Below are 13,606 nucleotides of genomic sequence, written 5' to 3'. Positions count from 1 at the left end.
CTCCCTGGGCCGGAGCACCGAGCGGTGTCAGTCGTCCTTGGGGAGGACCACATCCTTGCTCGAACAGTGCGGTAATAGAGACAGGGCCCGTACTGTGGGTTCTGTTGGAGTGCTGGAGCCCAGTTAAGTCAGAAGGGGGCGCGCGAAGCCCATGAGCGGTGTCATGAAGCGTATGGGGATGATCTTCCGCGCGAAGGCAAACAAGGCCCTTGACAGGGCCGAGGACCCGCGCGAGACCCTCGATTACTCGTACCAGAAGCAGCTGGAGCTGCTTCAGAAGGTGCGCCGCGGTGTCGCCGATGTGGCGACGTCGCGCAAGCGTCTGGAGCTGCAGCTGAACCAGCTGCAGGGCCAGACCTCGAAGCTGGAGGACCAGGGCCGCAAGGCACTCGCGCTCGGTCGCGAGGACCTGGCACGCGAGGCGCTGTCGCGCCGAGCCGCCCTCCAGCAGCAGGTCACCGACCTGGAGACGCAGCACACCACGCTGCAGGGTGAGGAGGAGAAACTCACTCTGGCGGCGCAGCGGCTGCAGGCCAAGGTCGACGCCTTCCGTACCAAGAAGGAGACGATCAAGGCCACCTACACAGCGGCACAGGCGCAGACCCGGATCGGGGAGGCCTTCTCGGGCATCTCCGAGGAGATGGGCGATGTCGGGCTGGCGATCCAGCGGGCCGAGGACAAGACCCAGCAGCTCCAGGCGCGCGCGGGCGCGATCGACGAGCTGCTCGCCTCCGGCGCCCTGGACGACCCGACCGGCACGGCGAAGGACGACCTCACCGCCGAGCTGGACCGGATCTCCGGTGGTACGGATGTGGAGCTGGAGCTGCAGCGCATGAAGGCCGAACTGGCCGGCGGCTCCACCTCGCAGCAGGCCATCGAGGGCGGCCCGCAGGATGCCGCCGAGCAGCAGCAGTCCCAGTCCCCGCACAAGTTCGACAAGAATTAAGGCAGCGTCATGATCGTACGGATCATGGGGGAGGGCCAGGTACGCCTGGCCGACAGTCATCTCGCCGAGCTCGACGAGCTCGACAACGAACTGCTCGCCGAAATGGAGAGCGGCGACGGCCCCGGCTTCCGCTCGACTCTCCACGCGCTCCTCGCCAGGGTGCGCGAACTCGGCACACCGTGGCCGGACGACTCCCTGGAGCCGTCCGAGCTGATCCTGCCGTCGCCCGAGGCAACCCTCGAAGAGGTGCGCGCCATGCTCAGCGACGACGGGCTGATTCCCGGCTGACAACCGGCAGCTCCAGCACCCGCACCGACGGTGCCCCGCGTCCGGTCCGCCGGACGCGGGGCACCGTCGTGCGTACGGCGGGGAGCCCCGCCGTACGCCGAGGGGCCCGCTTGCCGCCGGCCGGACCGATTCGCGCGCGACACGCCGTAACGTAGCTTGACGTGACCACCCTCGGAACCGGCGTTCTGCGCGTCCGGCACTGGCTGCGCGACCATCCGCTCGCGCTGGACGGAGCACTCGCCCTGGGCGTGCTCGCCTCCATGATCATCGGCTCGTTCGCCGCTCCCGGCTCGCACAGCGGACCCACCTTCGGTACGCGCACACCGGCCGTGAGCAGTGTGCTCCTGATGGTGCTCGGCGCCCTCGCCCTGGTGTGGCGGCGCCGTCACCCGATGGGCGTACTCGTCGCCACCGGCGGGCTGACGGTCATCGAACTGGTGATGGTGGACCCGCCGTCCCCGGTGGTGATGAGCGTGGTCATCGCGCTGTACACCATCGCCGCCCGCACCGACCGCCCGACCACCTGGCGGGTCGGGCTGCTCACGATGGCCGCGCTCACCGCCGCCGCGATGCTCTTCGGGTCGGCGCCCTGGTACAGCCAGGAGAACTTCGGCGTCTTCGCCTGGACCGGCATGGCGGGCGCCGCCGGCGACGCGGTGCGTTCCCGGCGCGCGTTCGTCGACGCGATCCGGGAGCGCGCCGAACGGGCCGAGCGGACGCGCGAGGAGGAGGCCCGGCGAAGGGTGGCCGAGGAACGGCTGCGGATCGCCCGCGATCTGCACGACGTCGTCGCCCACCACATCGCCCTGGTCAACGTGCAGGCCGGGGTCGCCGCCCACGTCATGGACAAGCGCCCCGACCAGGCCAAGCAGGCGCTCGCCCACGTCCGCGAGGCCAGCCGCTCCGCGCTCAACGAACTCCGGGCCACCGTCGGGCTGCTGCGCCAGTCGGGCGACCCCGAGGCGCCGACCGAACCCGCCCCAGGCCTCGCCGTCCTCGACGAGCTCGTGAAGACCGTGCGGCGGGCCGGGCTGCCCGTCGAGGTGGCCTGCGCGACCGGTCACGGCCCGCCGCTGCCCGCCGCCGTTGACCTGGCCGCGTACCGGGTGATCCAGGAGGCGCTGACCAATGTGCGCAAGCACGCGGGCCCCGGCGCGCAGGCCGAGGTGAGTGTCGTACGGGTCGGGGCCACTGCCGAGGTCATGGTGCTCGACAACGGCCGCGGCAACCCGGGCGGCGACGGCGACGGGGGCGGCCACGGACTGCTCGGCATGCGGGAACGGGTCACGGCCCTGGGCGGCACCCTCACCGCCGGACCCCGTTACGGCGGCGGATTCCGTGTCCATGCGATCCTGCCCGTCAAGGCCCTCCCGCAGCAGTCGGAGCAACCGGACGTGGCGGGCCGGACGGGGGAGAACGCATGACACCGGCCATCAAGGTCCTGCTCGTCGACGACCAGGCGCTGCTGCGCAGCGCGTTCCGGGTGCTGGTCGACTCGGAGTCCGACATGCAGGTGGTCGGCGAGGCGGCGGACGGCGCACAGGCGGTGGAACTGGCCCGCTCGACGCGCGCCGACGTGGTGCTGATGGACATCAGGATGCCCGGTACGGACGGGCTCACCGCGACCCGGATGATCAGCGCCGACCCGGATCTCGCGGGCGTGCACGTGGTCATGCTCACCACCTTCGAGGTGGACGAGTACGTGGTGCAGTCGCTGCGGGCCGGCGCCTCGGGCTTCCTGGGCAAGGGCGCGGAACCGGAGGAGCTCCTCAACGCCATCCGGATCGCCGCGGGAGGCGAGGCGCTGCTCTCGCCGGCCGCGACCAAGGGCCTGATCGCCACGTTCCTCGCGCAGGGCGGCGGTTCGGACGGCGAGGGGCCGGGTGCGGCGGAGTACTCCGAGCGCCTCGCGGCCCTCACCACGCGGGAGCGCGAGGTGTTGGTCCTGGTCGCGGGCGGGCTCTCCAACGACGAGATCGCCGAGCGCCTGGTGGTCAGCCCGCTCACCGTGAAGACCCATGTGAACAGGGCGATGGCGAAGCTGGGAGCCCGGGATCGGGCCCAATTGGTGGTAATAGCCTACGAATCGGGTCTTGTCCGCCCCAGGGTGGAGTGAGGGTGCAGACGCGGCGTACTCCAGCTGCGGTATGCGCGGGATAAGAAAGCGACCTGGGATTGACGCTTTTGGCTCGCGCGGTAGGAGATCGTATAAGTGGGCCGGGTCTGTCCCCGAGTTACCCGCCCACCTGCCGCGTAAGCCACAGAAGAGAGACCTAACCCATGTCCTGGCTGTCCAGATTCAGCCTCGCGCAAAGGGCCCTGATCGGGCTGATCTCGATCGTCGCGCTCGTATTCGGAGCCATCGCGATCCCGCAGCTCAAGCAGCAGCTCCTGCCCACCATCGAACTTCCGATGGTGTCGGTGCTCGCCCCCTACCAGGGCGCGTCCCCCGATGTGGTCGAGAAGCAGGTCGTCGAACCGCTAGAGAACTCGATCAAGTCCGTCGACGGTGTCACCGGAATCACCTCGACCGCCAGCGAGGGCAACGCCGTCATCATGGCGTCCTTCGACTTCGGCGACGAGGGCACCAAGCAGCTCGTCGCAGACATCCAGCAGGCGGTGAACCGCGCCCGCGTCCAGCTGCCCGACAGCGTTGACCCGCAGGTCATCGCCGGCTCGACGGACGACATCCCGACCGTCGTCCTCGCCGTCACCTCGGGCAAGGACCAGCAGGCGCTCGCCGACCAGCTGGACCGCACCGTCGTCCCCGCACTGGAGGACATCGACGGCGTCGGCCAGGTGACCGTCGACGGTGTTCAGGACCTCCAGGTCTCCATCACCCCCGACGACGCGAAGCTCGCGGACGCCGGTCTGAACGCGACCTCGCTCTCCCAGGCACTCCAGGCGGGCGGCGCGACCGTCCCGGCCGGTTCCTTCTCCGAGTCCGGCAAGAGCCGCACCGTCCAGGTCGGTGGCGCCTTCACCTCCCTGAAGCAGATCGAGGACCTGCGCGTCACCGGTCAGGACCCGGCGACGGGCAAGCCCGGTAAGCCGGTCCGGGTCGGTGACATCGCGACGGTGAAGCAGGAGCCCTCCACCGCGGTCTCCATCACCCGTACGAACGGCAAGCCGAGCCTCGCCGTCATGGCCACGATGGACAAGGACGGCAGTGCCGTCGCCATCTCGAACGCGGTCAAGGACAAGCTCCCGGACCTGCGCAAGGACCTCGGCGCCGGCGCCGAGCTGACCGTCGTGTCCGACCAGGGCCCCGCGGTCTCCAAGGCCATCTCGGGCCTGACCACCGAGGGCGCGCTCGGCCTGCTCTTCGCGGTCATCGTGATCCTGGTCTTCCTGGGCTCGCTCCGCTCGACCCTGGTCACCGCGGTCTCCATCCCGCTCTCCGTGGTCCTCGCACTGATCGTGCTCTGGACCCGTGACCTCTCGCTCAACATGCTCACCCTGGGCGCGCTGACCATCGCGATCGGCCGGGTCGTCGACGACTCGATCGTCGTACTGGAGAACATCAAGCGCCACCTCGGCTACGGCGAGGAGCGCCAGTCCGCGATCATCACCGCGGTGAAGGAAGTGGCCGGCGCGGTCACCTCCTCGACCCTCACCACGGTCGCGGTCTTCCTGCCGATCGGTCTGGTCGGCGGCATGGTCGGCGAGCTCTTCGGCTCGTTCTCCCTGACCGTCACCGCGGCCCTGCTGGCATCCCTGCTGGTCTCGCTGACCGTCGTCCCCGTCCTGTCCTTCTGGTTCCTGCGCGCCCCCGAGGGCAGCGCCGAGAACCCGGACAAGGCCCGTCGCGAGGCCGAGGAGAAGGAAGCCCGCAGCAAGCTCCAGCGGCTCTACGTCCCGGTGCTGCGCTTCGCGACCCGGCGCCGCATCACCAGCATCGTCATCGCCGTCGCCGTGCTGTTCGGCACCTTCGGCATGGTCCCGCTGCTCAAGACCAACTTCTTCGACCAGGGCGAGCAGGAAGTCCTGTCCATCAAGCAGGAGCTCACCCCGGGCACCAGCCTGGCGGCCGCCGACGTGGCGGCCAAGAAGGTCGAGAAGGTCCTCGGCAGCGACGACGGCGTCAAGGAGTACCAGGTCACCGTCGGTTCGTCCGGCTTCATGGCGGCCTTCGGCGGCAGCTCCGGCGCCAACCAGGCCTCCTACCAGGTCACCCTGAAGGACTCGGCCGACTACGACGCCACCGAGAAGCGCATCGACGAGGCGTTGGGCAAGCTCGACGGCATCGGTGACACCACCATCGCCGCGGGCGACGGCTTCGGCAGCCAGGACCTGAGCGTCGTGGTCAAGTCCGCCGACGGGGACACCCTGCGCAAGGCGGCCGAAGAGGTACGGGCCGAGGTGGCCAAGCTCAAGGACGTCACCGACGTCCAGAGCGACCTGGCACAGAGCATCCCGCGGATCTCGGTCACGGCCAACGCCAAGGCCGCCGACCACGGCTTCAGCCAGGCCACCCTGGGCGCGGCCGTCGCCGGTGCGGTGCAGGGCACCCAGTCCGGCAAGGCGATCATGGACGACACCGAGCGCGACGTCGTCATCAAGTCCGCCCACCCGGCCACCACGATGGAGGAGCTGAAGAAGCTCCCGCTCAGCGGGGTCAAGCTCGGCACCATCGCCGATGTGAAGCTGGTCCCCGGACCGGTCTCCATGACCAGGATCGACGGCCAGCGCGCCGCGACGATCACCGCCAAGCCCGTCGGTGACAACACCGGCGCGGTCGGCACCTCGCTCCAGAAGAAGATCGACGCCCTGGACCTCCCGGACGGCGCCACCGCCACCATCGGCGGTGTCTCCCAGGACCAGGACGACGCCTTCGTCAAGCTGGGCCTGGCCATGCTGGCGGCCATCGCGATCGTCTTCATGCTGCTGGTCGCGACCTTCCGGTCGCTCATCCAGCCGCTGATCCTGCTGGTCTCCATCCCGTTCGCGGCGACCGGAGCGATCGGCCTGCTCCTCATCACCGGCACCCCGCTGGGGGTCCCCGCGATGATCGGCATGCTGATGCTGATCGGCATCGTGGTGACCAACGCGATCGTGCTGATCGACCTGATCAACCAGTACCGGACGCAGGGCATGGGCGTCGTCGAGGCGGTCGTCGAGGGTGGACGCCACCGTCTGCGCCCGATCCTGATGACGGCCCTGGCGACCATCTTCGCCCTCCTCCCGATGGCGCTCGGCGTCACCGGCGAGGGCGGCTTCATCTCGCAGCCGCTGGCCGTCGTGGTCATCGGCGGTCTGGTCACCTCGACGCTGCTGACGCTGCTCCTGGTGCCGACGCTGTACGCGATGGTGGAGCTCCGCAAGGAGCGCCGCGCGAAGAAGAAGGCCGACAAGCGCGCCGCGAAGGCGGGCGTTCCGGCTCAGCCCGAGACCGACGAGGTCCGCGAGGCAGAGCCCGCGAAGGCCTGACCGAACGAGAGGGCCCTGTCCCACGCACCCGCGTGGGACAGGACCCTCTCGTTTTCTCCCGGCCGGCTTCGGCGTGCTGCCCGAGCCGTCGTTACTTGAGCGAGGAGACGAACGCGCCCCAGGACGCGGCCTGGACGACGAGTGCGGGTCCGGTGGGGTTCTTGCTGTCGCGTACGGGGATGATGCCGGGGAAGTCGTCGCTGATCTCCACACATTCGCCCCCGCTCGCGTTGCTGTAGCTGCTGCTGCGCCAGTGGGCGGTGCTCAGCTCGGGGGAGTGGGTCATGGTCGGTAGCCCTCTACTTGAGTGAGGAGACGAATGCGGTCCAGGACGCGGCCTGGACGACGAGTGCCGGGCCGGTGGGGTTCTTGCTGTCGCGTACGGGGATGATGCCGGGGAAGTCGTCGCTGATCTCGACGCATTCGCCCCCATTGGAATTGCTGTAGCTGCTGCTGCGCCAGTGGGCGGTGCTCAGCTCGGGGGAGTGGGTCATGGTCGGTAGTCCTCCATCGCGGTCCGGATCAGTTCCGCCGACTCGCCCAGGGGGAGAGAGTTGGCGCGCAGTACCTCGTACTGCCGCCGCCACTTCTTCACCGCGGCCGGATCCTCGTAGAGATGACCGGCCTGAATGCCCTCCTCGTACGCCACCGAAGTGCCGTCGGGCAGGGCCAGCAGAGTCAGCGCGCCACCCAGCAGCGGGTGGAGTCCCGCACTGAACGGCATCACCTGAACTTTACTGTCCGGAGTATCCACCTGCTCCAGCAGCGAAGCCAGTTGCTCACGCATACAGGCCCGACTGCCCATCTGCCTTCGCAGTACTGCCTCGTCGATGATCGCCCACCGAAACGGCGCGTTCTCCGAATGCTGCCGTTCCTGCCGGGACATGCGCGCGGTGACGCGTTCCTCGACCTGTTCGGCACTCAGGTCCTCCTGGCAACGGAGAAACGTGCGCGCGTACTCCTCGGTCTGCAACAGCCCCGGCAGCGCCTGCGCCCCGTACTGCTCTATCACTTCGGCACGGAACTCGAAGTCCATGTACCGCTTGTACTGGTCGGGATGGATCTCGCGCCGGGCCAGCTCGTAGAGCCCGTGGAAGTGGTCGTCCGTCCCGAAGGCCATGTCCAGCCGGTTGGGGATGTCCGGTGGTGGCATCAGGTCGGCCGTCTCGATCCTGGCCAGCGCGCTCTTGCTGGAGTTCACGATGTCCGCGAGCTGCACGAGCGACAGTCCCGCCCGCTCGCGGTGGCGGCGCTGCTCGGAACCGAAGTAGTGGCGGGCGGACAGATAGGGGGTCAGAGGCTGGGGTTTGAACGTCACGGTGCGTGCCTTTCGTGCGTCCCGTTTCCAAGGACGGGACAGCGGCGCCCTGTTGGTGTGAGGTTCCCCAGGGCGACGATTGCGGCACACACCGTAACCGTCCTCTCGTGCGGCGCACCAGAGGGCCTTCTCCGAAGGTGGCGATCGACATGATGTTCGATGCGAAGGGCCAGGCCCTGCGACTGCTCCCGTGGACCAACGACCAGGGCGGGCCGTGCTGGCTCAGCACGGCGGGCCCCGGCGGCCCCGTCTCCCGGATGGCCGACGAGATCGAGGCCGACCTGATCGCCTCGGCCGAATACGTACTGGATGAGGCCCGTGAGGTGCTGGCCGAGACCGTGGTGGGGGAGCAGGAGCTACGGTTCGCGGGCGTCCGGCTCGCCGAGTCGCTGGGGGACACCCTGCGGATCGCGGCGAGCCGGGGCGGGCGGCTGGCGAACGGTGAGGGCGCCGGCTGACGGGACGAGCCGGGCCGGGCGGTGCGCGTCAGGCGGCCCCGATTCCGCTGAGGGCCTGGACGATCCGGAGCCAGGTCTCGCCGTGCGGGTGGGCGTGGCGGACGCTGAGGGCGCAGATCTCCCTCAGCAGCCGCACCCGGATCTCCTCCCGTGCCCGGGGCAGGAGCGTGGCCAGATCCTCCGGCTCTACGCCCTCGACCGCCCCGGAGAGCACCATGCCCGCCTGGGCGTGGGTGAGGGAGGACAGCTTGTCGTCGAAGACCTGCCCCTCCACGGCCGCCGCGTGCATCAGCGCGTTGCCGTCCCCGGCCGCCAACGCGCGTTCCACGTAGGCCTGGAGGGCGCCGCGGTCCTCGACGAGGCGGTACGCGGCGTCCAGCCCTTCGGTGCGGGCGACATCGAGGACGGCGACGTGCGCGAGCGGGGTGGCCTCGGACGGCTGGGCCCGGAGGATGCGGGGGTGGTCCTGGAGGAACGCCCGTGACTCCGCCCAGTCGGCGCAGTCCACCCACTCCGCCAGCTGCTCCGCGAGGATCAGCGGATCGTACGCGGCGGTCACGCCGTGGACGAGGACGGCCTCGCGGAGCGCGGCATGTTGCTGAGCGGTGGGGGCGTCCAGGAGTGCCAGCTCTTCGAGAGCTGTCGCTGTCTCCTCGCCGCCGAGCACTTCCGCGTTCCGGGACCAGACATCGCGTGACTCGGGCCAGGTGGCCGCGAACATCCAGGAACTGACGAGGGCCAGAGTCTCCAGCGACAGGGCGAGCCAGGCCGGTGCGGGGGCGAGGGTCACCTCTTCCCACACCGCGCGTACGGCCTCGGTGTCGCTGAACGCGCGAAGTGCCCGCCGGGCCCGTACGGTCACGATGTCCGCGCCCTCGTCCGGCGCGGATTCCCCGTCGAGAAGGGCCACGAGTTCGCGTACGCCGGTCGAGGCCTGGGGATCGGGACAGTCCAGCAGGAAGATGCTCCGCTCGACACCGAGGCGCCGGGCGGTCGCGGGGTGGGCGGAGGCGAACTCCGCCACGGCCTCGTCGAATCGCCGGATCGCGGACGCGCGGTCGTCGGTGCGGACGAGTGCCTGGGCCAGGTTGGCGAGAGCGGAGACCAGGTCCCTCTCGAAGGCGCCGGGGTTCGCCAGTGCCAGGGTCCGGTAGGCGGCGGCCGCCTCCTCCGCCGCGTTCACGGCTCCTTCGTCGTCCTGGTTCCGCCCCAGGTGCCGGCTGTAGTTCTGCAGCGCGAGCGCCAGATCAGGAAGGTGCGCGCTGCTGAGTTCGTCGACGAGTCCACGCAGGAGACGGACGCCCTCCCCGGCCGGCACGAGGGCTTCCTCCGGGCTGCCGGTGTCGGCGAGGTTCTGTGCCAGATTGCCGAGTGCGCCCGCGAGGGCGTAGCGGAAGGCGGGCTGCCGTTCGGCGAGTTCACGGTGGAGCGCGACACCTTCCTCCGCGGCTCGCAGCCCCGCCGCCGGATCTCCGGCCCTGTTCAGGGAAGCGGCCAGGTTGGTGAGTGACGTGGCCAGATCCTGCCGGTGGACGGCGGGCTGTTGTGCGGCGAGTACGCGGCGGATGGCGACGGCTTCCCGGCCCGATACGAGCGCCCCGGAAACGTCGCCCAGGGTCATGCGGTGGTTGCCGAGGTTGTTGAGGGCCGTGGCGAACTCCGGGAGGAAGGCGCTCGGATCCTCGGCGGCGAGGCGCCGGTAGATGCCGGTCGCCTCCTCGGCGTGGAGCAGGGCTGTCCCGGAGTCACCTGCGGCGACCAGATGCATCGCGAGGTTGCTGAGCATCGCGGCGAGGCCCGGGAGGGACGCTGTCGGCCGGCTCTGGGCCAGTTCGCGCTGGATGCGTACGGCCTCACGGGCGAACAGCACCGCTGTCGCCCGGTCTCCCGCCGCGGCCGTCTTGTTGGCCAAGGAGGTCAGGGACCGGGCGAGCTCCGGCTGGAAGGCGTCCGGGTGCCGCGAGGCGAGCTCGGCGTACATGCGCGCGGCATCCTGCGCCGGAGTGAGTGCGCCCTTGCGGTCCCCGGTGGCGGAGATCCTGTCCGCCAGGTTGTGGAGGGCGCCTGCCAGCTCCGGCTGGAAGGCGGCCGGATGACGTGCGACGAGTTCCCGGCAGATCTCCACCGCCTCCTGTGCCGGCGCGAGGCAGCCCGCGAGGTCACCGACGTCCTCGCGGTGCACGGACAGATTGGTCAGGGAGCCGGCCAGGGCGGACCGCAGGACGGTGGGGTGGCGTTCGGCCACCCTCCGGTTGGCCCGGACCGCTGCCTCCGCGTGCGGAAGAGCCTCCGTGTGGCTCTTGACGGCCTTGAGGCCGCTGGCCAGATTGGTCAGCGCGTGGGCGAGAGGGGTCAGGAACTCATCGGGGTGCGACGCGGCGAGCTCCAGGTGGATGTCCACCGACTCCTGCGCGGCCCGTACGGCGGCCCGGCGTTCCCCGGCGGCTGCGAGACTCACCGCCAGGTTGTTCAGCGCGACGGCGAGGCCGGGGCGGAACGCCGTGGGAGTCCGCGCGCCGAGCTGCCGGTAGATGGCGACGGAGTCCCGCGTGAGTGCGAGTGCCCCCTCGCGGTCACCGATGTCGTGGACGCGCCGGCCGAGAGAGCCGAGGGCGAGAGCCAGGTCGGGGAGGGACGCGCTTCCTCCCGCGTCGGCGAGGTCCCGTTGGAGCTCCACCGCTTCGCGCGCCGGCGGCAGCGCCCCCTCACGGTCGCCGGTGTCGGCGTACCGGTTGGCGACGTTGACGAGCGTGCGTACCAGCGCCGTCCTGAAGGCCCCGGGAGAGGCCTGGTCCAGCTCCCTGTACAGGGTGAGCGCCTCCCGCGCCGCGCCCAGCGCACCGTCAGGGTCCCCTTCCGCCGCGAGCCGCTGGGAGAAGCCGTGCAACGCCTGGGCGAGGAACGGCGTCGCGCTCGGTCCGCCCCGCTCCACCAGCCCCCGCAGCATCCCGACCCCCGGTGCGCCCGCCCGCGCCGCGTGCCGCGCCAGTGCCCGCACCACGTACGGATCGACCGTCTCCACGTCGCCGCCCACCGCCCGCCGCTCCACGTGCGCGATCAGCGCGGCCAACGCCACCTCTCCGGCCTCGGCACCCCCCGGCCCCTCCCGGCCCGCGAGATGGGTCACGAACTCGCGGTGGTACAGCCGGTACACCGCCTGCCCGTCCTCCACGTCCTCGACGATGTAGCGGCCGTACGCGGACAGCAGCCAGTCCACGTCGTCCTCGTCGTAGGACACGTCATCGCCGCCCAGCGCCCCGGCGACCTCCTCCCACACGCCCCCGGCGGGCATCCCGCGCCCCACTGTCCACGCCAGCGCGGTCAGCAGGTCCCGGGCGGCGGACGGCAGTTCGGCGCCGTCCGCCCGTACCCGTACCGGCCCCGCCAGCAGGTCCCCCTCGAACGCGGCCTCGATGGAGCCGGGCAGACCGGACAGCCACTGGTCCTCGTCGGCACCACCGGACGCCCCCGCCAGCAGCGAGCCCGTCACCAGCCGCGCGAAGAGGAACGCACCGCCCACCTTCGTGGCGCGGGCCGCTACCGCCTCGCCCGCCTCCCGCGCCCGGCCCTCCGGGACACCGGCCGCCGCGCATCGGCGGAACACGTACTCGGCGATGTCCTCCTGCGTGTGCGGCTCCCGCTCCAGGTCCGCCGTGGTGACCCCCGCACCGATCAGCCGGGCCAGGGCGTCCGGCAGGGTCTCGTCACCCCGCCCGTCCTCCTCGACATGGCTGCGGAACGCGCGGTCGCGGGAGCCGAGCAGGACCGGGCTCGTGCGGCTCAGCGGGAAGACCAGATCCTCGATCATGGCGCGGAGGTGCTCGGCCGGTACTTCGTCCAGGCCGTCGAGCACCAGCACCGGCTGCGGGGACAACTCGCGGAGCTCGCCCCGGAAGTCGTCGGCGTTGCGGGGCTCCGGCAGTCCGAGTTGCCGGGCCAGCTCCGAGGCCGCCTGGAGCGGGCTCAGGCCCCGCAGATGTACGGAGGCGAGGGAGGAGCGGCCGGGGCGCGGGTCCGGGGCCGGGTCGTCCTCGCGCAGGCCCCCGTGCGCCTCGGTCTCCGCGCGCCGCACGGGATCGGTGAGCGTCGCGATCCGGCCCAGCACGGCCGACTTGCCGCAGCCCGCCGGGCCGGTCACCAGGAAGAGCCCGGCCGTCTCCGCCTCCAGCCAGGTGGTGATCCGGCCCAGCACCTCCCTGCGGCCCGTGAAGAACCAGCCCTCCTCGCGGTAGCCGGCCCCGCGCGCCGCGAGCACCAGGTGCTCCACCAGCCGGGCCGGGGCCCTGGGCACATGGCGCGGGTTCGGGAAGACCGGCCGCCCGGTGCCGAGGGCGGCGGGCACCGGTGTCTGGCCCTCGCCGTCCCATCGCTCACCGAGTGCGGCCAGCAGGTCCGGGCCGCTGACCAGCTCGTTGTGGGCGCTCCAGGCCGAGCGGTACTCCGGGGCGGCGGGGCCGGCCCTGAGCACCTCGGTCAACGCGGTGAGGAGCGGGCCGCTGCCGTCCGACGTCTCGTCGCGCCGGCAGGCCGCCATGATCCCGAACCACTTGGCCCGGCCGGGCGGTGCGGAGGTGGTCGCCCAGCGCCGCAGGGTCTTCTCCAGGCCCCGGCCCACCGCGTCGCCCGCGTGGCAGGTGTCGATGATCACCAGGATCTGGTCGGCGCCCGAGGCCACCGCGTCATTGACCAGCGTCTCGGCCGAGACACCCCGCTTGAGCGCGCGTGCGTCCCGCGTCACCTGCTCGACGTCGAGATCCAGGTCGCAGAGCGCGAGGCGCAGTTCGTCGTCGATCAGCACGCCGTGCCCCGACCAGACGATGATCGCGGGCTTTGCCGCCCCCGTCTTCCGCCACCCCTCGCTCCAGGCGGTGAAGGACTCGTCGAAGACCGTCCAGGACGGGTTCCCGCCGCCCACCACGTGGGCCGCGATCCCCAGCCCCTCCAGCAGTGCGGCGACCCCCTCCATCTGGGCCACCGCCCCGGTCAGCCGGGGGAAGCTCCGCTGGTCGGCGTACTCCTCGCACACCACGCACAAGGCCGTCCCCACCGGCTCGATTCCCGCCACGCCCGTCACGCTCGCGCCGCCCGTCACGCTCGACTCACTCGCCATGCCCGCCATGTCCGTCACGCTCGACTCACCAGATTCACTCGCCACACCAGACTCAC

10 protein-coding genes are annotated in these 13,606 nt (G+C 71.0%); 6 read left to right on the top strand and 4 right to left on the bottom strand.

From position 1 onward, the window contains the following. The first annotated feature begins 163 nt into the window (after positions 1-163). From ACZ6S6_RS02030 to ACZ6S6_RS02010, 5 genes are all read left to right on the top strand, one after another. Positions 164-946 (top strand): PspA/IM30 family protein, encoded by a 783-nt coding sequence (locus ACZ6S6_RS02030; protein WP_362953455.1) that lies wholly within the window; start codon positions 164-166, stop codon positions 944-946. A 9-nt stretch (positions 947-955) separates the two neighbouring features. Continuing rightward, positions 956-1,234: a PspA-associated protein PspAA gene (gene pspAA / locus ACZ6S6_RS02025; protein WP_362953457.1), complete on the top strand. Its 279-nt coding sequence runs from the start codon at positions 956-958 to the stop codon at positions 1,232-1,234. A gap of 161 nt (positions 1,235-1,395) precedes the next feature. Next, entirely contained in the window at positions 1,396-2,658 is a 1,263-nt protein-coding gene (locus ACZ6S6_RS02020) for a sensor histidine kinase (RefSeq protein WP_469703150.1), read from the top strand. Then, on the top strand, positions 2,655-3,350 hold the full coding sequence (locus tag ACZ6S6_RS02015) for a response regulator transcription factor (protein ID WP_362953461.1): 696 nt from the start codon (positions 2,655-2,657) through the stop codon (positions 3,348-3,350). Before ACZ6S6_RS02020 ends, ACZ6S6_RS02015 begins: the two co-directional genes overlap by 4 nt. 164 nt (positions 3,351-3,514) lie before the next feature. After that, complete coding sequence (locus tag ACZ6S6_RS02010; RefSeq protein WP_362953463.1) at positions 3,515-6,664, top strand: efflux RND transporter permease subunit; 3,150 nt, start codon at positions 3,515-3,517, stop codon at positions 6,662-6,664. Between the two features lie 91 nt (positions 6,665-6,755). Here ACZ6S6_RS02010 and ACZ6S6_RS02005 read toward each other — a convergent pair whose 3' ends face one another. Genes ACZ6S6_RS02005 through ACZ6S6_RS01995 form a run of 3 tightly spaced genes read right to left on the bottom strand, consistent with a single transcriptional unit; the run spans position 6,756 to position 7,982 of the window. Next, complete coding sequence (locus ACZ6S6_RS02005; RefSeq protein ID WP_469703146.1) at positions 6,756-6,950, bottom strand: DUF397 domain-containing protein; 195 nt, start codon at positions 6,948-6,950, stop codon at positions 6,756-6,758. Positions 6,951-6,963: 13 nt separating this feature from the next. Further along, a complete protein-coding gene (locus ACZ6S6_RS02000) occupies positions 6,964-7,158 on the bottom strand; it encodes a DUF397 domain-containing protein (RefSeq protein ID WP_469703143.1) in 195 nt (64 codons plus the stop codon). Beyond that, a complete protein-coding gene (locus ACZ6S6_RS01995; RefSeq protein ID WP_469703140.1) occupies positions 7,155-7,982 on the bottom strand; it encodes a helix-turn-helix domain-containing protein in 828 nt (275 codons plus the stop codon). The genes ACZ6S6_RS02000 and ACZ6S6_RS01995 overlap by 4 nt, the downstream gene beginning before the upstream one ends. Before the next feature lie 149 nt (positions 7,983-8,131). Between ACZ6S6_RS01995 and ACZ6S6_RS01990 the strand changes: the two genes are divergently transcribed. Continuing rightward, positions 8,132-8,440 carry a hypothetical protein gene (locus ACZ6S6_RS01990; RefSeq protein WP_469703137.1) on the top strand — a complete coding sequence of 103 codons (309 nt, stop codon included), beginning with the start codon at positions 8,132-8,134 and terminating at the stop codon, positions 8,438-8,440. A gap of 28 nt (positions 8,441-8,468) precedes the next feature. On the opposite strand, the gene ACZ6S6_RS01985 is transcribed toward ACZ6S6_RS01990, so the two are convergent. Continuing rightward, complete coding sequence (locus ACZ6S6_RS01985) at positions 8,469-13,595, bottom strand: tetratricopeptide repeat protein (protein WP_469703135.1); 5,127 nt, start codon at positions 13,593-13,595, stop codon at positions 8,469-8,471. Positions 13,596-13,606 lie beyond the last annotated feature (11 nt).

This window comes from Streptomyces sp. NPDC048671 (assembly GCF_055587045.1).
Note: the sequence above shows the minus strand (reverse complement) of the source record. Positions and strands in the feature narration are given on the sequence as shown.